At 62.5% G+C, this 24113-nt stretch carries 20 protein-coding genes and 3 tRNA genes; 18 read left to right on the top strand and 5 right to left on the bottom strand.

The window, feature by feature from the left end; translation table 11 throughout:
* Positions 1-129 precede the first annotated feature (129 nt).
* Positions 130-1113: a glycosyltransferase family 2 protein gene (locus DMP08_RS10530; RefSeq protein ID WP_123192848.1), complete on the bottom strand. Its 984-nt coding sequence runs from the start codon at positions 1111-1113 to the stop codon at positions 130-132.
* Between the two features lie 183 nt (positions 1114-1296).
* Here DMP08_RS10530 and DMP08_RS10525 point away from each other — a divergent pair, with 183 nt between their 5' ends.
* Both DMP08_RS10525 and DMP08_RS10520 read left to right on the top strand, forming a co-directional pair.
* Positions 1297-3594, top strand: coding sequence for an ATP-binding protein (locus DMP08_RS10525; RefSeq protein ID WP_123192847.1), 2298 nt, complete (start codon positions 1297-1299; stop codon positions 3592-3594).
* 54 nt (positions 3595-3648) lie between these two features.
* Positions 3649-4068: a GtrA family protein gene (locus DMP08_RS10520; RefSeq protein WP_123192841.1), complete on the top strand. Its 420-nt coding sequence runs from the start codon at positions 3649-3651 to the stop codon at positions 4066-4068.
* A gap of 88 nt (positions 4069-4156) precedes the next feature.
* On the opposite strand, the gene DMP08_RS10515 is transcribed toward DMP08_RS10520, so the two are convergent.
* A tRNA-Arg gene (locus tag DMP08_RS10515) sits at positions 4157-4232 on the bottom strand.
* Between the two features lie 65 nt (positions 4233-4297).
* Here DMP08_RS10515 and rlmD point away from each other — a divergent pair.
* The 8 genes from rlmD (at position 4298) to DMP08_RS10475 (ending at position 12407) form a co-directional block, all read left to right on the top strand.
* Positions 4298-5629 carry a 23S rRNA (uracil(1939)-C(5))-methyltransferase RlmD gene (gene rlmD / locus DMP08_RS10510; protein WP_123192840.1) on the top strand — a complete coding sequence of 444 codons (1332 nt, stop codon included), beginning with the start codon at positions 4298-4300 and terminating at the stop codon, positions 5627-5629.
* Between the two features lie 204 nt (positions 5630-5833).
* Positions 5834-6367 (top strand): peptidylprolyl isomerase, encoded by a 534-nt coding sequence (locus DMP08_RS10505; protein ID WP_123192846.1) that lies wholly within the window; start codon positions 5834-5836, stop codon positions 6365-6367.
* A 39-nt stretch (positions 6368-6406) separates the two neighbouring features.
* Complete coding sequence (locus tag DMP08_RS10500; RefSeq protein WP_123192839.1) at positions 6407-7771, top strand: tetratricopeptide repeat protein; 1365 nt, start codon at positions 6407-6409, stop codon at positions 7769-7771.
* Positions 7772-7849: 78 nt separating this feature from the next.
* Complete coding sequence (ndk, locus tag DMP08_RS10495) at positions 7850-8254, top strand: nucleoside-diphosphate kinase (protein WP_114567427.1); 405 nt, start codon at positions 7850-7852, stop codon at positions 8252-8254.
* A gap of 109 nt (positions 8255-8363) precedes the next feature.
* Positions 8364-9401, top strand: a complete 1038-nt coding sequence (locus tag DMP08_RS10490) for a 4Fe-4S dicluster domain-containing protein (protein WP_123192838.1) — start codon at positions 8364-8366, stop codon at positions 9399-9401.
* A complete protein-coding gene (locus DMP08_RS10485; RefSeq protein ID WP_123192837.1) occupies positions 9391-10302 on the top strand; it encodes an FAD/NAD(P)-binding protein in 912 nt (303 codons plus the stop codon). Before DMP08_RS10490 ends, DMP08_RS10485 begins: the two co-directional genes overlap by 11 nt.
* 16 nt (positions 10303-10318) lie before the next feature.
* On the top strand, positions 10319-11104 hold the full coding sequence (locus tag DMP08_RS10480; protein ID WP_211328430.1) for an NADH-quinone oxidoreductase subunit B family protein: 786 nt from the start codon (positions 10319-10321) through the stop codon (positions 11102-11104).
* Positions 11105-11114: 10 nt separating this feature from the next.
* The gene (locus tag DMP08_RS10475) at positions 11115-12407 is read left to right on the top strand and encodes a Ni/Fe hydrogenase subunit alpha (RefSeq protein WP_123192835.1); all 1293 of its coding nucleotides are present in this window, start codon (positions 11115-11117) and stop codon (positions 12405-12407) included.
* 169 nt (positions 12408-12576) lie between these two features.
* Here DMP08_RS10475 and DMP08_RS10470 read toward each other — a convergent pair whose 3' ends face one another.
* On the bottom strand, positions 12577-13323 hold the full coding sequence (locus DMP08_RS10470; RefSeq protein ID WP_123192834.1) for a transposase: 747 nt from the start codon (positions 13321-13323) through the stop codon (positions 12577-12579).
* 261 nt (positions 13324-13584) lie between these two features.
* On the opposite strand from DMP08_RS10470, the gene mreB reads away from it, so the two are divergent.
* From mreB to DMP08_RS10430, 8 genes are all read left to right on the top strand, one after another.
* The gene (gene mreB, locus DMP08_RS10465; RefSeq protein WP_123192833.1) at positions 13585-14640 is read left to right on the top strand and encodes a rod shape-determining protein; all 1056 of its coding nucleotides are present in this window, start codon (positions 13585-13587) and stop codon (positions 14638-14640) included.
* Between the two features lie 18 nt (positions 14641-14658).
* Positions 14659-15555, top strand: a complete 897-nt coding sequence (gene mreC, locus DMP08_RS10460; RefSeq protein ID WP_123192832.1) for a rod shape-determining protein MreC — start codon at positions 14659-14661, stop codon at positions 15553-15555.
* Positions 15552-16082 (top strand): rod shape-determining protein MreD, encoded by a 531-nt coding sequence (gene mreD / locus DMP08_RS10455; RefSeq protein ID WP_244596940.1) that lies wholly within the window; start codon positions 15552-15554, stop codon positions 16080-16082. The genes mreC and mreD overlap by 4 nt, the downstream gene beginning before the upstream one ends.
* Positions 16083-16094: 12 nt before the next feature.
* The gene (mrdA, locus tag DMP08_RS10450; RefSeq protein WP_123192831.1) at positions 16095-18269 is read left to right on the top strand and encodes a penicillin-binding protein 2; all 2175 of its coding nucleotides are present in this window, start codon (positions 16095-16097) and stop codon (positions 18267-18269) included.
* A gap of 12 nt (positions 18270-18281) precedes the next feature.
* Positions 18282-19472 (top strand): rod shape-determining protein RodA, encoded by a 1191-nt coding sequence (rodA, locus tag DMP08_RS10445; RefSeq protein WP_123192830.1) that lies wholly within the window; start codon positions 18282-18284, stop codon positions 19470-19472.
* 14 nt (positions 19473-19486) lie between these two features.
* Positions 19487-20572 carry a YcjF family protein gene (locus DMP08_RS10440; RefSeq protein WP_123192829.1) on the top strand — a complete coding sequence of 362 codons (1086 nt, stop codon included), beginning with the start codon at positions 19487-19489 and terminating at the stop codon, positions 20570-20572.
* 86 nt (positions 20573-20658) lie between these two features.
* A complete protein-coding gene (locus tag DMP08_RS10435) occupies positions 20659-22638 on the top strand; it encodes a TIGR03960 family B12-binding radical SAM protein (RefSeq protein WP_123192828.1) in 1980 nt (659 codons plus the stop codon).
* Positions 22631-23356 (top strand): TIGR03936 family radical SAM-associated protein, encoded by a 726-nt coding sequence (locus DMP08_RS10430; protein ID WP_123192827.1) that lies wholly within the window; start codon positions 22631-22633, stop codon positions 23354-23356. Before DMP08_RS10435 ends, DMP08_RS10430 begins: the two co-directional genes overlap by 8 nt.
* 362 nt (positions 23357-23718) lie before the next feature.
* On the opposite strand, the gene DMP08_RS10425 is transcribed toward DMP08_RS10430, so the two are convergent.
* Both DMP08_RS10425 and DMP08_RS10420 read right to left on the bottom strand, forming a co-directional pair.
* A tRNA-Asp gene (locus DMP08_RS10425) sits at positions 23719-23795 on the bottom strand.
* Between the two features lie 20 nt (positions 23796-23815).
* A tRNA-Asp gene (locus tag DMP08_RS10420) sits at positions 23816-23892 on the bottom strand.
* Positions 23893-24113: the final 221 nt, after the last annotated feature.

Genomic DNA, 24113 nt, shown 5'->3' with positions numbered 1-24113 from the left:
TAGTATGGCAGGAAGTCTGCTTGAAAACCATGACTAAAAAACTAATATAATATTTGCTACGATAGGGCGGCTGGGCGGCGCTCGAAGGGAGAGATGCAGCGGTCTTGATCGACGAGCGCCGCCCAGCCTCTATGCCTGGCGATTGCGGCGTCCCAGGCGCTCGTAGGCCGCCGTCACCTGCAGTTCGTACTCCTTGCGGGTGCCTTTGACCACGGTGTCCAGGATAAGGCCGCTTGCGAAGGCCAGGATGCCCACGAACACGAGCGCCACCGCCAAGAGCGCGGAGGGGAGTTTGGGGACAAGGCCCGTTTGCGCGAACTCCACGATGACCGGCACGCCTGCAATGAGTCCCAGGACGCAGAACAGCAGGGCCAGCCAGCTGAACAGGGCCAGCGGGCGGTAATCTTTGAACAGGGACAAGATCATGAGCAGCACCTTCATGCCGTCGGAGAAGGTGTTGAGCTTCGACTCCGACCCTTCGGGCCGGTCGCGGTAGTCGATGGGAACCTCGACGATGCGCCAGCGCTTGTCCACGGCGTGAATGGAAAGCTCGGTTTCGATCTCGAAGCCGGGGGAGAGCACCGGCATGGTTTTCGCGAACACGGCGTTGTACGCGCGATACCCGGTCATGACGTCCGAGAACTTGAACCCGTAGATCCACTTGATGAGTACGCGCACCAAATCGTTGCCGAACCCGTGGAAGGCGCGATCGTTCTCTTCGCCGTAGGTGCCGTTGGACAGGCGGTCGCCCACGGTCATGTCGGCCTCGTCGTTCATGAGCGGGGCAAGCAGTGCGGGGGCGGCTTCTGCCGGGTACGTGTCGTCGCCATCCACCATGAGGTAGTAGTCCGCATCGATGTCGCGCATCATCTGGCGCACGACGTTTCCCTTGCCCTGTCGGCGCTCGGTGCGCACGACGGCTCCGTGCTCGCGCGCGATGGCGGCCGTGTCGTCGGAGGAATTGTTGTCGTACACGTAAATGTCGGCATCCGGCAGGACGCGCTTGAAGTCGTCGACCACCTTTCCGATGGTCACGGCTTCGTTGTAGCAGGGAATGAGCACGGCTACGGTTGCGCGCTCGGCGGTCGTCTGGGTGGCGGTGTTTTGCTGCACGGTCTTCTCCTCGGTTGAATTGTCGATCATCCTACCCGAAACCATCGCGGCGCGCCAGATGCCCTTGTGATTCTCCGGATGAAACACGGTTGGCAAGCTGTTTCCCAACAGTAAGGTATCGTGGGGTTCTGCGTGCTAGAATGCGGAAACTCTCAACGATTCCGATAGGTGGCGTATTTCCTCATGGAGCTGCTTAAACGCTCGAGCGAACGCAGGGGCGTCGCCCTCTTGGCCCTCGCCCTGGTTCTTGTGCTCGCGTGCTCTCTTGCATATACGGTCGTGTCTTCGCGCTCGGCTACGGATGCGGCCATTCGGTCCGTGAGCGAGGTGTACCTTGAAGAATTGAGCGACCGCGTGGCCGCTCATTACGAGGCCAGCATCGAGAGCAAGTTCGCCCAGCTTGACACGTTGGGCACCTCGCTCGATCTCCTTCGTCCCGAAACCGCGGATCAAGTGGCTGCCGTGCTTGCCGACCAACAGCAAAACGACCAGTACCTTTCGCTTGCGCTTCGAGCCAGCGATGGAAGCTACTGCACCGCGCAAGGGGCTTGCGACAGCCTTGCCGCGGGTGCCGCCGCTACGCAGAGCATTTCAGAGCTGCGTACCTACGACAGCGGATCCATCACGATCATGCGCGACGACGCGGTGATCCTGGTTGACGCCATACCCCCTATCACCTGCGGCTCGGTTACGTACACGATGGCCATTGCCAGCTTCGACGCTTCCCGGCTGTTCGATCGGATTGACTTCGGCATGACGAACGGGCGCTCGCGGTCGAGCGTGATCACGACGGACGGAACCTGCATTATCGGAGGCGATCCGGGCGGCTTGGAGGACGGGAGCAACCTGTTCGACCAGCTGGGCAGCTTTTCCAGCTTGGAGGGCGGTTACGGTATCGACGATGTGCGCGAGGCCGTGCAGAACGGGCGGTCGTGCCTTGTGCCGTTCACGTCCGCCGAAGGGTCGGGGCACCGCTACCTTTATTTGAAGCCTATGGAAGGCGGCGACACGTATCTGTGCACCACCATGCCTTACGGGTCGGTCGACGACAGCATCGCGTCTTTGAGCGACGTGTTGCAGCAAAACGCCGTGATCATGGGCGGTGCGCTGGCGCTGGCTGTCGGGTCGATCTTTTTGGTGTACTATCTGCTGGCGCGCCGGAACACGCGCTTGCTGGCCGACGAGAAGGCGCGCGCGGAAAGCGCGCTTGACCAGGCACAGCGTGCGAACCAGGCGAAAAGCGAATTCCTTTCGCGCATGTCCCATGAGATCCGCACGCCGATGAACGGGATCATGGGCATGACCTCCATCGCCCTCGAGCACATGGGCGACGACGAGAAGGTGCGCGTTTGCCTGGAAAAGGTCACCATGTCCTCGCGCCATCTGATGGCGCTCATCAACGACATTTTGGATATGAGCAAGATCGAAAGCGGCAAGATCGAGATCAAGAGCGAACCGTTCGATTTCCAGGCGTTCGCAAGCGCGCTCACGGCCGTCTTTGAAGAGCAGGCAGCCGAAAACGGGGTGAACTACGCCACGCGCGAATCCGGCGATCTGCCCGATTTCGCCACGGGAGACGTGTTGCGGCTGAACCAGATTGCGTACAACTTGGTGGGCAACGCGTTCAAATTTACTCCCGAAGGCGGCAGCGTGACCTTGCTGATCGAGCGAATGGCAGGTCCTGAAGACCGCTCTTCGGGGCTTCTGACGGAGGAGGGTCTTGGCGATGGCGCTTCGGGACGCTCCCGCGCCGCTTGCGACGACGCTCTATGGGTGCGGTTCTCGGTTGTCGACACGGGCTGCGGCATCGGGCCGGAGCATTTCGAGAGCATATTCTCTCTGTTCGAGCAGGGAGACCCCTGCACGGCTCGGGCGCATGGCGGAACGGGGCTTGGCCTTGCCATCACGAAGCGGTTCGCCGAGATGATGGGGGGTCGCGTGGGCCTTCAGAGCGCGCTCGGGAAAGGATCGGTGTTCACGGTCGAGCTTCCGCTGGGCCAGGCGTCTGGGAAGGGGTCGGCTTCGGCCTCGGTTGACAGCGGACTTTCGGAATCTTCGTCGTACGACTTCGGCGGCGCACGGGTGCTGGTGGCGGAAGACAACGAGTTGAACCGCGAGATCGCCATTGAGATCCTATCGATGGCGGGCGCTTGCGCGGTCACGGCTGAAACGGGCGCTCGCGCGGTTTCCGTGTTCGCCGAATCCGAGGTTGGCTACTTCGATCTTGTGTTGATGGACGTGCAGATGCCCGAAATGGACGGCTACGAGGCCACCCGCGCCATTCGCGAGCTCGACCGTCCCGACGCTCGTTGCATTCCCATTCTTGCCATGACCGCCAACGCTTTCGTAGAGGACGAGGAGCGCAGCCGACTGAGCGGAATGGACGGACATCTGAGCAAGCCGCTTGATATCCGTCGGGTTTATGCCACAATGGACAAGTTTTTGAAGAAGGCGCGCAAGGAGGGTGGCGCGGCAACCTAGACTGGTCCCGGCTCTTGCGGGACGCGGCCCTGGCGGGCGGAAGGACGGCGGAACGTGAAGAAGCTGATCGCTCAGATCATGAAGTTCGGCGTAGTGGGCGTGATCGCCTTCGTCATAGATTACGGCTTGCTGGCCTTGCTTACCGAAGCGTTCGGCGTCAACTACCTGGTGAGCGCAACCATTTCGTTCACCGTGTCCGTCGTGTTCAACTACGTGGCTTCCATGCGCTACGTGTTCAAGCACAAAGAGGGCATGAGCCGTCGTCGAGAGTTCGTCATATTCGTGGTTTTGTCGGTGATAGGCCTGGGCATCAACAACTTCTGCATGTGGGCGGGCGTTGAGCTTTTGGGCGTGCACTACCTAGTGGTGAAAATAGGGGCCACGTTCGTCGTGATGGTGTGGAACTTCGTCACGCGCAAGAAGTTCCTCGACGCTGGCGACGAGCCTGGCGAGATCTTGGCCGACATAGAGTAGGCGGGAACCCGGCCCGGGGCCTTGACGCGGCGGCGCGCTCGCAGGAAAAGGAAAGGCCAGGCACACGGCCTGGCCCGATGGATCTCTCTGGTGCCCTTGACAGGATTCGAACCTGCGGCTTTCTGCTCCGGAGGCAGACGCTCTATCCCCTGAGCTACAAGGGCACGGGGCATGATTATACGCTATGATGATGCAAATCGGAAAAACAATGCAAGGAATTCTCACGAACATGAATCAAACCATCGCTATCGATCGTATGGGCTACGGCTCCGAGGCCGTCGGCCGTCTTGACGACGGGAAAACGGTATTCGTCGAAGGCGGTGCGCCGGGGGATGTGGTCACCATCGAGATCACGGAAGATAAGCCGGCGTTTGCTCGCGCGCGCATCCTGACGATCGAGGAAGCGTCGCCCGCGCGCCGGATGCCCGTCTGCGCGCACGCTGCTTCGTGCGGGGGGTGCGCCTGGGCCCATTTGTCTTACGAGGCGCAGTTGAAGGCCAAGCGGGACAACGTGGCGGCGGCGCTCGTGCGCACGGCGCACATCGATCGCGAACGTGCGGAGGAGCTGGTGCGGCCCTGCCTGCCCAGCAAGCGGCAATGGGGCTACCGGAACAAGCTCGAACTGGGCGCGCGGTTCGATGATCGCGGCACGTTTCTGCTGGGCTTTCATCGCGAGGGAACGCACGACATAGCCACGCCTGAGACCTGTCCTCTGGCCGCTAAGGCCATCGAAAAAGCCCCCAAGGCGCTGCGCGGCGCGCTGCGATTCGCGCAGGGGTCGTCGGACCTGGGCATATTCCGCGTGGGCGTACGCGCGAGCATGCGGACGCGCGACGTGGAGATAGCGCTGTGGACCGAGCCCGGTGCATTTCCGCGCGCCCATATGGCCAAGATGCTCAAAAGCGCGCTCAAGGCTACGAGCATCGTTCGCGTGATGGCCGATCCTGGCAAGGCCCGCAAGATCAAGGGCGTCGAGACCTTGGACGGGAAGGGCTGCTGGGAAGAAGAGCTGGCCGGTGCCCGATTCTTGACGAGCGCCCCTTCGTTTTTCCAGGTGAATACTGCGCAGGCCGAGAAGCTGATCGCCGAGGTGATCGACGGCCTGGGCGGGCAGGCGTCCCTCGACGGCGCCTTGGTAGCCGATCTGTATGCCGGAGGCGGCACGTTCTCCGTTCCGCTGGCGCTTGCGGGAGCCGAAGTTATCGCGGTGGAGTCGGCCGGATCGTCGGTGCGCGACCTGCGTCGCAACGGCGACATGAACGGCGTGGACATCGAAGTGGTGGGCGGCGACGCAGCCCGCGAGCTGCCCGAGCTGGGCGAGCTTGACGCCTTGGTGGTGGACCCGCCGCGTGCGGGGCTCGCCGACGGCGTGGTCGAGAGCATTGCCGCCGCAGCGCCTGCGAAGGTCGCGTACGTGAGCTGCAATCCCGCCACGTGGGCGCGCGATGTGCAGCGCTTCGAGGCTAACGGCTATCGTCTGTGGCGGGTGCAACCCGTCGACCTGTTTCCGCAGACGCACCACGTGGAAGTGGTCAGCGTGTTCGACCGCGTCGGCTGCTGACGCACGCGGCCGACGCTTTTCCGGGGCGCGAGGTTGACGAAAGGGCAAGCAGGCGGCAACCGCTCGTTGAAACCGCATGGATGTTATAAGATTTTTGCTTGCATGGCCGGTTGACCTGCTAAACTTCTCCTTTGGTATGTAACAAACCATCCGGTCTGCATGCGGATGCACGACAACGTGACGAACGAGATAGAAGGAGCCGACATGGCGCAGTACACTCCTGAATACCAGCCGACGGGCGAAGAGGTCGCCGTCATCAAGACGTCGAAGGGCGACGTTCGCGTCCGGCTGGCGGGCAACGACGCCCCCGTACATGTAGGCAACTTCGTCGAGCTGGCTCGCAAGGGCTTTTACGACGGCTTGAAGTTCCACCGTCACGTTCCGGGCTTCGTCATCCAGGGCGGCTGCCCGAACACGCGCGACCTGTCGTGCGACGAGGTCGTGGCGAAGGCGGGCAATCCGTTCGCCGGATTGGGCACGGGCGGTCCTGGCTACACCATTAAAGAGGAGTTCTCCACGAACCCCAACAACAAGCATGCTGACGGTGCGCTCGCCATGGCGCGCTCGCAGGATCCCAACTCCGCCGGTTCGCAGTTTTACCTGTGCCTGGGAGCTCAGCCCATGCTGGACTCGGGTTACACGGTGTTCGGCCAGACGGTCGAAGGCATGGACGTTATCGGCCAGCTGCGCGTAGGCGACGAGATCCTGGGCATCGAGATCGAGAACGTGGCCGACTAACCGTCGTTCGCGCGTTTTCGCCAAGACCGAAGGAATCAGATGAACAACGAGTTATTCCAACAAGCCCGCGCCGCGTATGCGCGCAAAGACTACGAGAGCGCTCTGTCCACGTATGCGCAGTGCTTGCAGGATGCCAGCAGCCCCCTTGCTCCCGGCGAGATGGGCCAGCTGTACCATCAGATTGGAAACTGCCTGATCAAGCTTCGCAATCCCAACGAGGCCATCCATGCGTACACGCAGGCCACAGCCGATGCCGCGTACGACGCGTGCGGTGCGGTGAACTACAACTTGGGCATGGCCTACGCGGCGCTGCATGACTACGAGGACGCGGTCAAGCACTTCGAGATTGCCGTTTCCGATGCTAAGTACGATGCTTCGTACAAAGCGTATAGCGGCATGGGCAGCGCGCTCATGAAGCTGGGCAAGTCCGCTGAGGCGGGCGTGGCGTTTCGCGAGGCGGCTCTCGACGAGGGTAACCCCGATCCCACCAAGGCGCTTCTGAACCTGGGCGTGTGCTTCATGGCGCTTGACAGGCCGTCGGATGCCGTGGCGTCGTACGAGAGCGCGCTGCAGTTCGACATGGGATCCGACACGCGCAACAAGCTGTACGCGAACCTCGGCCAGGCGTACGTGGCGTGCGGTCAGATGCAGAAGGCCTCCGCGGCCTTCGAAGAGGCCATTGCCGATAAGACGTACTTTCTCTCCGACTCCGCCAGCGTCGACTACCAGCGCGCCGTGGCCGCTGTGGCTCAGGGCACGTCGGAAATCACGCAGGTCATGGCTCCGGTTCCGGCCGTCGCCGACATGTCGGGCCTTGACGTGGCTGCCGATGGAACCGCGGTGTACGTGGAGCAGGATCCGTACGCCAGTGCGCAGCAGGACCCGTACTACTACGCTGATCCCTACGCCCAGCCGAGCCCTTACGGGGCTGCGGGCGGGGACGACCGTTTCTTCAACGCGAGCGACGAAGAGCTTGAGCAGTGGTCGAAGGGCCTAGCCAAGCAGGATCGCAAGCGCCGCAACGTGGGCCTCAAGATCCTCGTGACCATCGTGCTGCTGATCCTGATCGCGTTCGGCGGCGCCGTGTTCCTGTACACGCAGGGCTGGGGCTACCCGACGCAGGAGACGGTGGTCAAGCAGCTGTTCGCCGATCCTCAGAACGCGGTAAGCACCGTGTTCTCGAGCGAAGTCGATTCCGGCAAGGCCGCTTCCATGGTCGAGCCCGTCGTGCAGGATGCGAATCCCGCTATTGACGGCATGAACAAGTCCATGAGCGATTCCACCGTGTACGTGACGGCCAAGACCGCCGAGGGCGGCGACATGCAGTACAAGGTATCGCTCGTGCGCGACATGATCGGCTGGAAGGTTTCCAGCGTTGATCTGTATTTCCCCAGTCAGAATTAACAGGGTTCACCGAAGGCGCGTGCGTTCACGCGCGCCTTCTTCACGTTTGCAATAATGCATGATAGAGAAGGGAACAATATGGCAGTTCAGAAGACGTACAGCATGATCAAGCCGGACGGCGTGCGCAACGGTCACATCGGCGAGATCGTCAACCGCTTCGAGCGCGCGGGCTTGGTTGTCGAGCGCATGGAGCTGGGCATGGTGACCGACGAGCAGGCGAAGGCCAACTACGCCGAGCACGAAGGCAAGCCGTTCTACGACGGTCTGATCTCCTACATCACCAGCGGTCCGGTGGTCAAGATGGTTATCTCCGGCGAGGGTGCCGTGGCGAAGTGCCGCGCGCTCATGGGCGCCACTAATCCGGCGGAAGCAGCCCCCGGCACGATTCGCGGTGATTTCGGTCTCATCATGGACGAGAATGTCATCCATGGATCGGATTCCCCTGAATCCGCCGAGCGCGAGATCGGCATCTTCTTTGCGTAAGCGGGTCGAGAACGACCGGTAACGCCAAAGGCCCCTTCGCTCGGCAACGACGAAGGGGCCTTTCCATGCCCGATACATCTGCTCACCCAGACGAGAAACGGACGAGAGCATGCTCTATCGTGTTATCGATGCAACTGAGTTGCCAGCGCTCGTGTCGGCGTTCATGGAGTCCTATGAGGTGGTGGCCCCGGTCAAAAGCGATCAGGGCTATTCCTTCGAGGCCATCGCTTCGCCGGATGACGTGGAGTTGGCCTACGAGACCACCATCGCGTCGCCGAAGAAGTACTTCCTGCCGCCGGTCGAGACCCTTATGACGTTCGATGTTGCCGACAACTCGGTCACCGAGTTCGCAGCGGAGATCACGCCGCGTGTCATCTTCGGGGTTCATGCGTGCGATATCAACGCTATCAACCGCTTGGATTTGGTGTTCAAGGACGGTCGCTACCCTGATCCGTACTACGTGGCGCGTCGCAACGCGACGCTCATCGTGGGCATCAGCTGCATGCCCACCGCCACGTGCTTCTGCCATTTGTGGGATGCTGACGAAGCTCGCTTCGGATACGACTTGTTCTTGCAGGATCTTGGCGACAAGTACCTGGTGAGCATTTCGAGCGTCGAGGCTGCGAACATATTGGAGGCCGCCTGCAACCCGCGCGTCGCAACTGACGAGGACCGTTTCGAGTTCCGTCAAGCCACGCGTCGGCGCCAGGAGTCCTTTAACGGCTCGATCCCCGATATCACCGACGTGGCCATGCTCATGGACGCGTTCCATAAGGATCCGTACTGGGACGAGCTAGGCGGGCGCTGCCTGTCATGCACGGCATGTTCGGCCGTATGCCCCACGTGCTTCTGCTTCGATATTCAAGATACGTTCGACCCGGACGGCAAAACCGGACGACGCGAGCGCGTGTGGGATGCGTGCACGGCCCCCCAGTTCGCCGAAGTGGCCGGCGGGCACAACTTCCGCGACGATGGCCGCACGCGCGTACGGCATCGTATGTACCACAAGCTCAACGGCTTTCTGGCGAACCACGATCGCATGCTCTGCGTAGGCTGCGGTCGGTGCGTGAAGGCGTGCAAGGCAAACATCAATCCCATTGAAGTGCTGGAGTTCTTCGAGAGGAAGGGGGCCGAGGATGCCCAGTAGCTGCGCTGTTTCCACCGTGCAGGTGCGCCCGTTCGCGGGCGGTCCCGTTCCGCTTTCGGGGACCGAGATGATGATGTCGAACCCGTATCGTCCTTGGCCGGCGCGCATCACGTCCATCACCGAGCTGACCGCGACGGAGAAGCTGTTCGAGTTTCGTCTGATCGACGAGCGCATCCGCGATGCGTTCCATCATGAGCCCGGGCAGTTCGTCGAGGTATCCATCTTCGGGGTGGGAGAGGCTCCCATCTCCATTTCCAGCTCGCCGTCCAAGCACGGCTTCATCGAGTTGTGCGTGCGCCGCACGGGCAAGTTCACCGAGGTGCTGCACCAGATGCAGTGCGGCGACATCGTGGGCCTGCGCGGGCCGTTCGGCCGTGGTTTTCCCTTCGAGGACATGAAGGGCCACGACATCTTGCTGGTTGCGGGCGGCTTGGGCATCGCGCCTTTACGCTCGCTCATCAACAACATCCACGACGAGCGCAGCGAGTTCGGCAAGGTTACCATCATCTACGGGTCGAAGAATCCCTCCGAAGTGATGTTCCGCAACCAGTTCGAGATGTGGCGCCACCGCAAGGATTTCGACCTGTACCTGACCGTCGACAACCCCGACGATACATGGGATGGGGAAGTGGGTCTGGTTACGAAGCCTTTCGAACATTTGGAAGTCGATCCCGACAACACGTTCGGGGCGCTGTGCGGGCCGCCGGTCATGTACCGCTTCGTCATCGACGAGATGCGCAAGAAGGGCATCAGCTACGACCATATCTATTGCAGCTTCGAACGGCATATGAAGTGCGGCATGGGCAAGTGCGGCCATTGCCAGATTGGGCACCAGTACGTATGCATCGACGGTCCCGTGTTCAACTATTGGGAAGCCAAGAACATTCAGGGGTCGATGTAGGATGAATGGGAGCGATATGAGCGGAAACTGCATTGCCTGTCAGGAGAAGCCGGTCGCGCCGCGCGTGGTGGTAGCCGGGTTGGCCAGCTGCTTTGGCTGCCAGTTGCAGATCACGAATGCGGAAGCGCACCTGCTGGACGTGCTGGGCCAGATCGACCTGCGTTATTGGCAGCTGGCCTCGAGCGAGCCCATGCCCGACGAGTTCGACGTGGCCATCATCGAAGGGGCGGTGACCACCGAAGAGGCGGAGGCTACCGTGCGCATGCTGCGCGACCGCGCGCGCGTGCTGATCGCCATCGGGGCGTGCGCCACGACGGCCGGCATCCCCGGCATGGCGGCCGACCACTTTCTCGAGCGACCCGGCCAGGTGTACGACCGTCTGCCCGACGCGTGTGGCGACATGATCGCCCCGCGGCCGATCAGCGCGGTGGCGGACGTGGACTACGAAGTGCGCTGCTGCCCCATCGACACCCTCGACTTCCTGGATGTTCTGCAGCGCGCCCTGTACGGGTCGAACAAGGGGTTCCCCACCAAGACCATGTGCGGCGACTGCAAGCGCAACGAGTCGAGCTGCTTCTTCGGAAAGGGAACGTTGTGCCTGGGGCTGGTCACCGTGGCCGGTTGCGGCGCGAAGTGCGTGAACCTGGGTCGGCCCTGCAACGGATGCCGCGGTCTTTCGCCCGACGCGAACCTGGCGTCGGCACGGGAGGCGGTGGCGCGCTACGGCGTGTCCGTTGCCGACTTCGATCAGGCGCTCGAGATGTTCAATCAGGTAAACCCCGCCCTTGCGGCGAGCGAGTGAGGACCATCCCATGACGAAAACCGCTATACACGTCGACCATATCGCCCGTATCGAGGGCCACGGCAACGTGCACGTGGTCATCGAGGACGGGGCTGTGAAGACCGTCGAGATGAACGTGGTCGAACCTGCACGCCTGTTCGAGAGCATGGTGCGCGGTCGCCGGTTCGAAGAGATCCCCTACATTGCCTCGCGCATCTGCGGCATTTGCTCGGCGAGCCACGTGGTCACCGACCTGTTGGCCATCGAGCGCATCTTCGGCGTGCAGGTAACCGATCGCACGCATGCGCTGCGCGAGCTTCTGGTGTACGGGTCGTACTTGCAGAACCACGCATCGCACCTGTTCGTGTTCGCCGCCCCCGATTTCGTGGGCATGAAGAGCGTGTTCCCGTTGGCCGAGGTGAACCCGGAGCTGTTCGAGCAGGCTCTGGGGCTGAAGGCTCTTGGAAACGAGCTGTGCACGCGCGTCGGCGGGCGCAGCATCCATCCCATCACTGCGGTGGTCGGCGGCTTCACGCACGAATTGGAGGCGGGGGAGTACCTTGAGCTTGCCGAGAAGATGGACGCCGCGCGCGCGTTCGCTTCGGCGACGGTCGACTTGTTCGACTCGTTCAAGGTCCCCGACATTCAGACTGCAGGAGATATGCTGGCCATGGTGGCGCCCGACCGCTACCCAGTGTGCGATTCGCGCACGGCCCGATTCCTGGATGCCGACCTGACGTTCGATGCCGACGAAGCGACCAACGAGCTGGAGGAATTCGCGGTTCCTCATTCGGCCGCCTTGCTCTCGCGCGTGCGTTCCACCGGCAAGCCCTTCTTCACGGGCGCGCTTGCCCGTATCAACGCCTCGTGGCAGCATTTGAGCCAGGATGCCAAGGTTGCCGCAGCGAAGGCGGGCCTGCGTCCTCCCGAGCGGAACCCCTACATGAACAACGTGGCGCAAGCGGTCGAGTTGGTGGATGCGCTCGAGCGTTGCGCTGCGCTATGCCGCCGTCTTGCCGAGCAGGACGGTTTCGAGGGGTCGAGCGTGCCGGTTTCGTTCGAGGTCAAGGCGGGTCGCGGCACGGGATTCACCGAAGCTCCGCGCGGCGCGTTGTTCCATGAGCTGGAATTGGACGAAGAGGGCCGCGTGGTGCATGCGTCCATCATGACGCCCACGGCTCAAAACGTCGCCAACCTTGAGGCCGACATGCGCCTTTTGGCAGAGACGCTGGTGGCCGACGGCCTCGACCGCGACGCCATTCAGCTGGAGATCGAGAAACTGGTTCGCGCCTACGACCCCTGCCTCTCCTGCAGCGTCCACTAAATGAGACAAAGGGACGGGGTCAATGTCTCATTTTGCCGGTGAGACGAGGGCTCGCTCGCTTGTTTGGGAGCTCGGGCGAGTCGGAGCGAACGCGTGTCGACGGGTTTGCGGTCTTGTGCCGCGAACCCGTTTCTTCTTTATGCCGTGGCAAGGAGGGCATCGCGCACCGTCAGGCTCGTGCGATGATATTTCTGCCAATGCCCGTGAGCCGCTCGATCTGGCGAATGGAGAGTCCGAGCATCTTCAGCCTACGCAAAGCCCGGTTTCGCTCTTTGTTGTCGAACAGCGCGAATCGATCCGCGAAATCCGGGCCGAAGCAGGATTGAACGATGCGCGCCGCCTCCGCCTCGCTTATGCGCGGATGCCTTTCGTCGAGGGTCGCCATATGATCCCGGCCGTTGGATGGATTACAGAAGTCGGCGAAGCTTTCTTTCCCGCCCGCCAAGTCGAGGACGGTTTCGACGGCGCATAGCCGGGGCTTGCCCAGGTATTCCCGGAAGCTGCTCCAGGGATAGTTTTCAGGACGGGCGATGCCTAGATCCATCGGATTGAGATGGATGTAGCGCACTGCTGCCAGCAGGTGCTCGTCCGTTTCGATGGGCAGGCTGTCGAAACGGTCTTGGAGCACGGGGCCGACGTGTCCGTGCCGTCCGTTGAAATAGTGAGCATACGAGGTCGTCAGGCGATGCATTCCCTTCGATAAGCTTCTCACCTGGGTTTTCGCAAGGAGATGGATATGGTTGTCCATGAGGCACCAGGCAAGCAAGCCGATGTCGTCTTTCGTTGTGAGTTCGCAGAACCCGCTCACGAAGCGCTTTCGATCCGCGTCGTCATCGAAGATCCTGCGGCGTCCGGTTCCGCGCGCGGTAACGTGGTAGAGGTCGCTTGCCGACTCCCGGCGGGCTGTTCTTGGCATGGTCGCTCCTGTCCTTTGAAGGAAACGAAACAAGCTGCTGCTCGGAAAAGTATGGCATATAACAATAAGTAATGCAGTCAGAAATCACAAGTGAGACAAAGGGACGGGGTCAATGTCTCATTTTGGCCCGCAGGCCAGAAAATGAGACATTGACCCCGTCCCTTTGTCTCACTTGTGCCCCTCGTGGATTTTCGCGCGGGGAAAACCCCCTGTGCTAGAATTCAGTTTCACGTAGAAACGAGATACAAGGGGTTTGCCCGTATGTCCTTCTTAGATATGTTTTCGGGTTTGACGGGCCAGATGTCCACGGACATGGCTATCGACCTCGGAACTGCTAATACATTGGTTGCCATTCCGGGCGAAGGCATCGTCGTCAACGAGCCTTCGGTTGTGGCTATCGAAAAGGCGACGCATCGCGTGCTTGCCGTCGGCCACGAGGCCAAGAACATGATCAACCACACGCCGGAAGCGTTTTCGGCCGAGCATCCGCTGCACGACGGCGTGGTGGCCGACTACGACGTGACCGAGGCCATGATCTCCGCCTTCATCAACAAGGCGGCTCCGCGCAAATACCCGTGGCAGGCGAAGCCCCGCATCGTCATCTGCATTCCCTGCGGCGCCACGTCGGTGGAGAAACGCGCCGTGTTCGAGGCGGCGGTGCAAGCCGGCGCGCGCCAGGCGTATCTCATCGAAGAGCCTATGGCGGCTGCAATGGGCGCCGACCTGCCCGTGACCGAGCCTACGGGCTCGATGGTCGTGGACATCGGCGGCGGCACCACCGAGGTGGCGGTCATCTCGCTGGGCGGCATCGTCACGTCGTCTTCGCTGCGCTTGGCCGGCAACCGCATGGACGAAGCCATCGCCATGCACTTGCGCGACCTTTTGGGCATCAAGATCGGCGAGCGCACGGCCGAGATCATCAAGATCAAGATCGGCTCCATCCTGCCGTTCGAGGACGGTCGCGAGCGCGACATGATCATCTCGGGCCAGGACGTCATCACCGAGCAGCCGAAAGAGGTCACCATCCAGTCCGAGGACGTGCGCCAGGCTCTTATCGCCCCGTGCGAGGAGATGGTCGTGCATATCAAGGAGACGTTCAAGAAGACGAACCCGGACCTGGCTTCCGACATCATCCAGAACGGCATCCTGTTGACGGGCGGCGGCGGCCTTCTTGCCGGTCTCGATCGCTACCTGACGGACAAGCTGGAGATTCCCGTGTGGACGAGCGAGACGGCGCTCACCAACGTGGTCATGGGCTGCCTCAAGGTGCTCGAGACGCCCACGGCGCTCAAGCAGACCCTCATGCGGTCGAAATAGGGTTGAGCCGGCTTTCTTATGGCGCTTAACTTCCAACAAAGAAACTCGGCGTTTCTGCGCCGGGTTCTGCTCGTTGCATTCCTGGTGATGTCGATCGTGCTGGTTGCGGTATATGCACGCGAAGGGGAGAGCGGTCCTGTTCATGCTGTGCAGGGAGCCGTGTCGAACGCGGTCGCGCCGCTTAGGTTCGTGGGCGCCGCTGCCGGCTCAGCTACGAGCGCCGCGGGCGAGGGCATCGAGAACGCCACTGCGGACGAATCGACGCTTTCGGGCTTGCGCGAGTACAACGCCGAGCTCATAGAACGGTACGCGCAGATGGAGGAGTACCGACAGGAGAACGAGCGCCTGCGTCAACTGCTCGACCTCAAAGATGCGGCCGGCATCAACGGGGTGGGCGCGCGCGTCATCGGTCGCAGCTCCGAAGCCTGGAGCCAGACGGTGACCATCGACAAGGGCTCGGCTGACGGCGTGGACAGCGGCTTGACCGTCATGGCCGCATCGGGCGTCGTGGGCCAGGTGTTCGAGACGGCCGAGCATACTGCCAAGGTTCGCCTGCTGTCGGATCCGAAATCCGGGGCGGCGGCGCTCGTGCAGTCGAGCCGCGCCGAAGGCATCGTTCGCGGCTCCCTAGAGGGGCTGCTGTACCTTGAGAATCTCGATGCCGACGCGACGGTGAATCCGGGCGACGTTGTAGTCACCTCGGGTTTGGGCGGAAGCTATCAGAAGGGTCTGGTCATCGGCACGGTGGTCAAGGTTGATTCCCAACAGGGCGGTGCGACGCGACGTGCGGTGGTCTCGCCGAACGATCAGGCTTCTTCGCTTGAAGAGGTGCTCGTGGTGTTCGGCGTGGGCTCCGACGAGTCGGACGCTTCGTCGGGATCTTCGAACGCGGGTAACGAAGGGAGCGATGCATGATGGGCCCTGAGCGCAGCAATGCCGTGGTTGCGGTCGGCGCGGTCGTGGCCGTCTTGCTCCAGATCGTCGTGGCTCCCAATATAGCGTTGTTCTCTGCTCAGCCAAATTTTCTTTTGGCGTACGTGCTGGTGGTCGCCATCGTGAGGCCGAACGAGGCGGGACCCGTCCTGCCGTTCGTTTTGGGGCTCGTGTACGATTTGACGGGCTCCGGGCCGGTGGGTGCGATGGCATTCCTGTTCGTGCTCTTCTCGTTCGTCGCTTCGCGCGCGTTCGCTATCCTCGATAACGATACGTTGTTCATGCCGTTGACCATTTTCGCGGTGAGCGTTCTTTCGGTTGAGATGCTGTACGGCGGGCTGCTCATGGCAACCGGGCTTTCCGCGAGCGCGCTTGACGCGTTTCTGTACCGGGCGCTGCCGTGCGGGCTTTACGACTGCATCGTTGGTCTGGTGCTGTACCTGATCATGGCGCGCCTGATGGTCGGCGGCTCCCAGGACCGCGGACTGCGCACGCCTCGGCTGCGCTAGGAGGCGGTCTGCATGCTTGTCGCCATCATAGCAGCTGTTGTTGCGGCCATCGTGGCCGTTGCGGCCATAGCCATCGCGTTCTCCATCGTGAAGGGCCGTGCATCGTCCAATGTGAGCGTCAAGAAAGACGTGCGCTCCATCAGCTCGGTAGGCGTGTCATCCACGCTGCCCGATTCCGCTAAGCGCGTGGCTGGTTCTGGCTCCGGGCATGCGACCGGCGTGCAGCAGGCTGCTCCGAATCCGTCCGGTAACCTTAAGTCGCGCTTCGTGGCCATGGGCGTGCTGGCCGCCGGCGTGTTCGGATCGCTGACGGCGAAGATCTGGAGCATGCAGGTGCTCGAGCAGAGCGAGTTTCGCAGCGCTTCGGACGAAAACCAGTACAGCATCGTGTACAAGCCGGCGCCGCGCGGCCGCATCCTGGATGCCGACGGATTGCCGCTCGTGAAGAACCGCTCGTCGTTGACGGTGCTGGCCGATCCGGACGTGGCGAACGACCGCGACGTGGTCCAGCGCCTGTCCGCCACCCTGGGCGTGCCCTACAACGTGGTGCGCAAGCGCGTCCTCGATGCTTCGAGCGGCGCGCAGAGCCAGCGCGTGGTGGCCAGCGACGTGCGTATGCGCGACATCGCGTTCATCATGGAGCATTCCGACGCGTTTCCCGGCATCACGGTGGAGGAGCGCGCGGTGCGCGACTATCCTTACGGCGCGCTCGCGGCGCACGTGGTGGGCTATACAGGATTTCCCAGCGAGGATGATTTGAAGAACCCGCCCGAGGGCCGCGTCGTGAAGTCGGGCGACTCCATTGGCAAGGCGGGCGTAGAACTGGTGTACGACGATTTGCTCGCGGGCGATCACGGAGAGAAGAAGGTGATAGCCGACACGCACGGCAACGTCGTGGACGTGGTGAGCGAAACCCAGCCTGTCAGCGGCTCCGACGTGCACCTGACCATCAAGGGGCCGGTGCAATACGCATGCGACCGCGCGCTCGCCGAACTCATAGCCCCGAAAGACGGCACCATCGGCACGGGCAAGGGCACGGCGGGCGCTGCCGTGGTCATGGACGTGCGCGACGGCGGCATCGTGGCCCTGGCCAGCTATCCTACGTTCGCGCCTGAAACGTTCTCCGGCTCCATCTCGCAGGATGTATGGGACGTGTATCGCTCCGATGAGGCGCACCACCCCATGCTGAACCGCGTGATCGGCGGCACGTATCCGGCTGCTTCCACCTACAAGGCGTTCACGAGCCTGGCGGCGTTGGCCAACGGGTTTGCGGACACCTCGCGCACATGGAACTGCACCGGTTCGTGGGACGGTTGGGGCTCGGGCGACGTGCAGAAGTGCTGGAAGCGCTCCGGGCACGGAACGCTCGACCTGCGCGGCGGCATCGTGAACTCGTGCGACGTGGTGTTCTACGACATAGCGTACAGCTTCTTCGAGCATAGCTCGCTCGGACGCGGTCCCGCTACGGTGTCGGACACGGCTATGCAGGACTATATAAAGAAGTACCGCTTCGGCGAGCGGACGGGCATCGACCTGCCCGCCGAGGAAGCCGGCCGCGTGCCGACGCCCGAATGGAAGGCCGATTATTTCAAGGACACGCCCGAAGAGGCGGCCTGGAAGGGCGGCGATTCCACCAACATGGTCATCGGCCAGGGTTACGTGCTGACCACGCCTTTGCAGATCGCGGTGGCGTACGGCGGTCTTGCAACCGGCAAGATCATGAAGCCCCATCTGCTGAAAGAGGTGCGCAACGCGGGAGGCGACGTGGCACTGTCGGCGAAGGCGGAGGTAGTGGCGGAACCCGACGTTCCCATGAAGGACCTTGCGTTCGTGCGCGACGCGCTCAAGGGCGTGACCGTGGAGAACGCTGAGATCGCGTCGCTGTTCCACGAGCGGGGCATCGATCCGGCCATGGTGGCCTGCAAGACGGGTACCGCCGAAATGGCGGGCAAAGACGATTACGCGTGGTTCGCTTGCTACGCTCCCTACGACGATCCCAAGTACGTGGTGGCCTGCGTGGTGGAAGAGGGCGGCGGCGGTTCGGCCGTCGGCGCTCCTCTGGGCGCGGAGCTTCTGGCTGCCGTGTTCGACTACGATGCAGGCACGTACGCCGACATGGGAAAGATTGCCGGCTCGACGGGCAAGGCGGTCGAATACAAGGGATCGTCAAGCGGACGAACGGACTAGGAAAGAGGCGTCATGGCGCAGCTGCCCCAGATCAACTCGGTCAAGGCTCCCGATAGGGCCGTAACGCAAGCCACGCGGACGCGACGCTTCCCCTGGCTCAACCTTCCGTTTGCCATCGTGGTGACGCTTCTGGTGTGTTACGGACTGGTGATCGTTTACTCGGCGGTGCTCAACGACCCCGATTACAAGTTCTCGCGTCAGCTTATGGGCGTGGCAGTCGGCGCGGTGGCCATGGTGCTTGTTTGGCAGTTCGATTACCGAAGGCTGTCCGACTACACCACGCTGTTCCTCATTGTGAACGTGGTGCTGATCCTGTCGCCGCACTTGCCGATCATCGGCGTGAACACCATGGGCGCCACGTCGTGGATCAACATCGGCATGCAGATCCAGCCGGGCGAGTTCGCTAAAGTGACGGTCATCCTCTTGGATGCCAGCATCATGGCGCGCTACGGCGGCAGGCTTGACGATCCGCGCGAGTACCTGAAAGCGCTCGGCCTTATGCTGGTGCCGTTCGTATGCATTATGACGCAGCCCGACCTGGGCACCGGACTGGTGTATCTGTTCATCGGCGCCGTGGCGCTGGTGGTGGGCGGCGCGCGCCCGAAATACCTGCTGATCACGCTGGCGGCCGGCATTGCGGCGGTGGCGGCCGTGTTCGCTATCGACGAGGTCATCAAGAACTCGTCGGGAGAATACAAGCTGCTCAAGCAGTACCAGCGCAACCGCTTGCTGGTGTTTCTCTATCCTGATCTCGACCCTAACGGCGAAAGCTACAACCTGCGCCAGGCGCAGATCGCCATCGGGTCGGGAGGCTTGTTCGGCAAGGGCCTGCTTCAAGGCACCCAGCATTCCTTGGGCATCTTGCCCGAGGCTCCCACCGACTTCATCTTCTGCGTCTTGGCCGAAGAGCTTGGGTTTTTCGGTGTGCTGGTGCTGCTTTCGCTGTACGCGTCGCTTGTTTTGATAAGCTTCCGTATTGCGGCGGCGGCCAGCGACCTCTTCGGCATGACCATCGTCATGTGCGTCGTGGGCATGTGGCTGTTCCAGATTCTCGAGAACATCGGCATGGACTGCGGGCTCATGCCCATCACGGGCATCCCCTTGCCGTTCATGAGTTATGGGTCGTCGTTCATGATGGTCAACTTTATCATGGTGGGTATGATCGGCTCTGTGTGGACCCACAACATGGCAAGCAAGCGTTAGGGAAGAAGGCGGTTATGCAGCTACCCGTTGACGTCAAGGCGGTTATCGACGAGGCCACCAATATCGACGAGGCCCGTCGCACTTCCATTTCAGTGAGCGTTTACCTGGACGATACCGCTCCCGGCGATGTGCAAGCGCATGTCCGTCAGGCGTTCGCCAGTGCGTCCGCGCATGCGCGCGTATCGCTGACGTACCTGGATGGCCGTCCGTTCGTGCCGTATGCGGGCGACGACATGGCGGTTATCGTGGCGGGACTGGGCGATCAGGTGGGCGTGTGCGCTCAGCACGTGCGCTCGGTGGGCGTGCCGGTCATGGTGGTGACCACGTTGCCGGAGCTGGTTTCCGACATAGCGCGGGCCTCCGGCTTCCCCATTCCGGACGGCGACGTGATCTCGCCGAAAATCGTGCAGCCCAAGCAGCTGCCCGCCGAAGGGGAGGATCCGTCTGCCGCGCAGTCTTTGACCGAGCCGTACGCGCTCGACGATGCAAGGGCCGCGTCGCTTTCGGAGCGCATGGGAGGCTGGGTCATCGACGCCTGCAACGATAAGCGCCTTGCCTGCGCGCTGGCGTTCCCGTTCGTGCGCAAGCCGCTGTCCATGGAAGCTGTGAACGCGACGTCTTTGCAGAACGCGGGCGTGGGCTTGCTGGTCATCATTCCGGGCGCCGATATGCCCGTCATGACGCTCAACCAGGCGAAGATGCTGCTCATGATAGCCGCCGCCTATGGCGAGGAGCTCAACATGGAGCGCGTCAAGGAGCTGGCTGCGTTGGTGGGCGGCGCGTTCGCGTGCCGTGCGGTCGCTCGTCAGCTGGTGGCGTTCGTTCCCGCGCTTGGCTGGGCCGTGAAGGCGGCGATCGGGTACACGGGCACGCAGGCCATGGGCCGCGCCGCGATCGAGTACTACGAAGGCGGCCCGAACCTGGGCAAGCTGACCGACGCCGTGGCTTCCGCTCGCGACAAGGTGGTCCAAGCCGCCGCGAGGCGCGCAGCTCAGAAGGCGCAGGCCACTGGCGCAAAGGCCGTGGAGGCCGTGCGCGCCAAAGCCGCGCAGGCGGTCGGCGGCGTGCGCCCGGGAGGTAGCGCGACCAAGGGACGCTAGTTCGCGCTTTTGTTCCGGGGGCCCGCTCGGTCCCCGGTGTTCTGCTTGTTTTTTGCTCATCCCGCATTCGAAGAGGGGAAATTCCGATGAAGGATCTTTGGCCGCAGCTCGAGCCGCTGCTTGTGCACGCAGAGCGTCCTGCTCGCTATCTAAACCATGAGTACGGCTGCGTGTACAAACCTGAAGCTGACTTTCGCTTCTGCATGGTGTATCCCGATACGTACGAGCTGGGCCAAGCGAACCAGGCGTTGCGCATTCTGGTGAACGCGGTGAACGCCCAGGAGGGCATGGCGGCCGAGCGCGCCTTCCTTCCGGCTTCGGACATGTGCGACACGCTGCGCGCCGAGAGCCTGCCGCTGTTCAGCATCGAGAGCTGCGCGCCGGTGGCGTCGTTCGATGCCGTGGGCATCACGCTGCCGCATGAGCTTGCTGCCACGAACGTGCTGGAGACGCTCGATTTGGCGGGCATCGCGCTGCATGCGGCGGATCGCGGAGAGGACGATCCGTTCGTGATGGGCGGCGGGCCATGCGCCTTCAACCCCGAGCCGTACGCCCCGTTCTTCGATTTCATAAGCATCGGGGAGGGGGAGGAGGCCCTGCCCGAGTACCTGGCCATTGTCAGGCGCATGCGCTCGGAAGGCGCGTCGCGCGCCGACATCCTGCGCACGCTCGCCCAGCAGCCGGGCTGCTACGTGCCCTCGCTGTACCGTTGGCGCGACGAGGCATCCGCCCAGGAAGCGGGCTCGTGGATCGAGCCGATGGAGCCGGGAGCGCCCGAGCGCATCGACAAGCGACTGTTCGAGGGCTTTGCCGAAAGCCCCGGATGGGAGCCGTGTATCGTCCCGTTCACGGAGGTGGTGCATGATCGTCTGAACGTCGAGATCCTGCGCGGCTGCGCACGCGGATGCCGTTTTTGCCAGGCGGGCATGATGTATCGTCCCGTGCGCGAGCGCTCGGCGGACAACGTGGTGGAATCCGTGGTGTCGGGTTTGGCTGAAACGGGCTACGACGAGGTGAGCCTGACCTCGCTTTCTTCGACGGACCATTCGCAGATCGCCGACATTCTCACGCGGCTGAACCGGGCGTGCGACGGCAAAGGCGTGCGCATTTCGGTGCCTTCCCAGCGCCTTGATTCGTTCGGCGTGGACATGGCCGAGCTGGTGGCGGGCCAGAAGAAGGGCGGGCTCACCTTTGCGCCGGAAGCCGGCACCCAGCGTTTGCGCGACGTTATCAACAAGAACGTGACGGAGGACGACCTGTTCGGTGCGCTCGACGCCGCGTTCTCGGCAGGATGGCGCCGTTGCAAGCTCTACTTCATGATCGGGCTTCCCACGGAAACCGACGAGGACATCAAGGGCATTGCCAGCTTGGCGCAGCGCGCGTACGACCGCATGAAGGCGGCCACGCCGCCTGAGCAGCGCGGCAGCCTGCGCATGAGCATCTCGTGCGCGCTGTTCGTGCCGAAGGCCCAGACCCCGTTTCAGTGGGACGGGCAGATTCCTCCCGAGGAAGCGCTGCGGCGCGTGAACCTGTTGCGCAATTCGGTGAAGTACCGCGCGATCGACGTGCACTGGCACGATCCCTCCACCAGCTTCGTGGAAGCCGTGATGAGCCGTGCTGGTCGCGAAGGCGCGGCGTGGGTCGAGGCTGCTTGGAGGCGCGGCGCGCGCTTCGATGCGTGGACCGAGCATTTCAATGCGCAAGCATGGCGCGATGCCGCGCAGGAAGTGGGCATCGACCCCGAAGCCATCGCCCAAACGGCGTACCCGACCGACCGCGTCATGCCGTGGTCGCATATCACCACCGGTGTATCCACGCGCTTTTTGGCGCGCGAGCGCAAGCTTGCCGAGCAGGAGCGTACGACGCCCGACTGTACGTTCGGAGCCTGTTCGGCGTGCGGCGCCTGCCCGTCGCTGGGGGCGGACAACGAACTGGCGCGGCCGCGCGTGGCCAGCGGGTCCAACGCGCAGCCGGAGTCGTCGGATTCCGATCTTCGCGCGCACGCCGCCGCTCCGGAGGATGCCCCGGCGGCCTTCGATGAATGCCAGGAGGAAGTTCATGTCTGATCCGAACCTGTTTCGCCTTCGCGTGACGTTTTGCAAGCAGGGGCGCTTGGCGCTGCTCTCGCACTTGGAGGTGGCGCGCGCCCTCGAGCGGGCCGTGCGTCGCGCGGGCCTGCCGTTTGCCGTGAGCCAGGGTTTCTCCCCGCATATGAAGATCGCCTTCGGGGCCGCTTTGCCGGTTGGCGTGGGCGGCACGCATGAGCTCTTCGACTTGCAGATGACGCGCTACGTGGCTCCGGAGGAGGCGTTGGAGGCTCTTCGCGATGCGAGCGTCCCTGATTTGATGGTCAAGGATTGCGCGTACATCGATTCGCGGACGCCGGCTGCGTCGGCCGCATATCCGATAGGGACGTATCGGGTGCTGCTCTCCTGCGCCCCCGCCCAGCTGCCGGTGCCCGAAGAGATCACCGTGATTCGCAAGAAGAAAGAGAAGGTTCTGCGGGTTTCCGACTTCCTGGTGGGAGAGATGGAGCTTGCGGGAGCCGTCCTCACGTTTTCGTTGGAGTCGAAGCCTACGGGGTCTTTGCGCCCGGACGTGCTGCTGCAGGCGTGCTGCGATCAAGCGAACGCCTCCGAGGCCGACGGGGGCGATCGGGCTGCTGCTCCTCTGGCGTACTTGATCGATAACAAGGATCCGTCGCTGATTGACGAAGATCCGTGCGACGAAGGTCGGTTGCTCCAGGTAGTGACCGTCACTCGCATCGACCAGCGAGCCGTTTGAGGCCGGCGGTTCTCAACGGTGCGAACGCGGGCGCTTCGTGCGCCCGCGTTTTTTCAGGGGCTCTGCGCGTTCAGGATCCCGTGTTTTCCCATCTTGGGGTTGGTTCCACGGATTCCCGGCAAGGGGTCCGACTCCGGGCGTTCTTGACGCCGCAGGCTTCCGGTTCTGTCAAAACGAACGAGTTTTGCTGGTCCTCGAATCAGGATAAAGGCTAAGGTCGATCGTCTGACCTGGTACGATGGAATACGTGCTCGAGCGCTTCGCCTGCAAGAGGTCGAAAATCGCCGCAAAACTCGTTCGTTTTGACAGAGCGGGGCACCGGACAGCAAAAAAGCCCGCGTAAGCGGGCTTCTGCAATCAAATGGCGGGATGTACGAGACTCGAACTCGCGACCTCCGACGTGACAGGCCGGCGCTCTAACCAACTGAGCTAACACCCCAGATGCGGCAGTGAAGTAAATGGCGGGATGTACGAGACTCGAACTCGCGACCTCCGACGTGACAGGCCGGCGCTCTAACCAACTGAGCTAACACCCCTTGCTTCAGCAGCGCGGATTATTGTACCGGGTGTTTTCCTGTCGCGCAATACCTAATTTCAAAAACTTTTGATTCTCATGCGTTCTCATGCGTTCAGTTGATTTGCAGGCTGAACCGAACACTTTGCTTTTTCTCTTGAACTTAGCCGTACGCGTGCAGCTAAGTTTGAGAATCCTTGCCTAAGGGTGGGCCGAAGGGGCCTGCCGAAAAGGAAAGGACAA

The organism is Paraeggerthella hongkongensis, from assembly GCF_003726035.1.
In the GTDB taxonomy this organism is placed as follows: Bacteria; Actinomycetota; Coriobacteriia; order Coriobacteriales; family Eggerthellaceae; genus Paraeggerthella; species Paraeggerthella hongkongensis.
This window is presented reverse-complemented; position numbering and strand designations above follow the sequence as displayed.

Excerpts from the sequence above, each read along its gene's own strand:
- rlmD (WP_123192840.1), top strand. The coding sequence starts at position 4,298 with ATGAATCAAACCATCGCTATCGATCGTATGGGCTACGGCTCCGAGGCC.
- rodA (WP_123192830.1), top strand. The coding sequence starts at position 18,282 with ATGGCGCAGCTGCCCCAGATCAACTCGGTCAAGGCTCCCGATAGGGCC.
- DMP08_RS10470 (WP_123192834.1), bottom strand. The coding sequence starts at position 13,323 with ATGCCAAGAACAGCCCGCCGGGAGTCGGCAAGCGACCTCTACCACGTT.
- DMP08_RS10505 (WP_123192846.1), top strand. The coding sequence starts at position 5,834 with ATGGCGCAGTACACTCCTGAATACCAGCCGACGGGCGAAGAGGTCGCC.
- DMP08_RS10440 (WP_123192829.1), top strand. The coding sequence starts at position 19,487 with ATGCAGCTACCCGTTGACGTCAAGGCGGTTATCGACGAGGCCACCAAT.
- mreB (WP_123192833.1), top strand. The coding sequence starts at position 13,585 with ATGTCCTTCTTAGATATGTTTTCGGGTTTGACGGGCCAGATGTCCACG.
- DMP08_RS10485 (WP_123192837.1), top strand. The coding sequence starts at position 9,391 with ATGCCCAGTAGCTGCGCTGTTTCCACCGTGCAGGTGCGCCCGTTCGCG.
- ndk (WP_114567427.1), top strand. The coding sequence starts at position 7,850 with ATGGCAGTTCAGAAGACGTACAGCATGATCAAGCCGGACGGCGTGCGC.
- DMP08_RS10430 (WP_123192827.1), top strand. The coding sequence starts at position 22,631 with ATGTCTGATCCGAACCTGTTTCGCCTTCGCGTGACGTTTTGCAAGCAG.
- mreC (WP_123192832.1), top strand. The coding sequence starts at position 14,659 with ATGGCGCTTAACTTCCAACAAAGAAACTCGGCGTTTCTGCGCCGGGTT.
- DMP08_RS10525 (WP_123192847.1), top strand. The coding sequence starts at position 1,297 with ATGGAGCTGCTTAAACGCTCGAGCGAACGCAGGGGCGTCGCCCTCTTG.
- DMP08_RS10490 (WP_123192838.1), top strand. The coding sequence starts at position 8,364 with ATGCTCTATCGTGTTATCGATGCAACTGAGTTGCCAGCGCTCGTGTCG.
- mreD (WP_244596940.1), top strand. The coding sequence starts at position 15,552 with ATGATGGGCCCTGAGCGCAGCAATGCCGTGGTTGCGGTCGGCGCGGTC.
- DMP08_RS10500 (WP_123192839.1), top strand. The coding sequence starts at position 6,407 with ATGAACAACGAGTTATTCCAACAAGCCCGCGCCGCGTATGCGCGCAAA.
- DMP08_RS10475 (WP_123192835.1), top strand. The coding sequence starts at position 11,115 with ATGACGAAAACCGCTATACACGTCGACCATATCGCCCGTATCGAGGGC.
- mrdA (WP_123192831.1), top strand. The coding sequence starts at position 16,095 with ATGCTTGTCGCCATCATAGCAGCTGTTGTTGCGGCCATCGTGGCCGTT.
- DMP08_RS10480 (WP_211328430.1), top strand. The coding sequence starts at position 10,319 with ATGAGCGGAAACTGCATTGCCTGTCAGGAGAAGCCGGTCGCGCCGCGC.
- DMP08_RS10435 (WP_123192828.1), top strand. The coding sequence starts at position 20,659 with ATGAAGGATCTTTGGCCGCAGCTCGAGCCGCTGCTTGTGCACGCAGAG.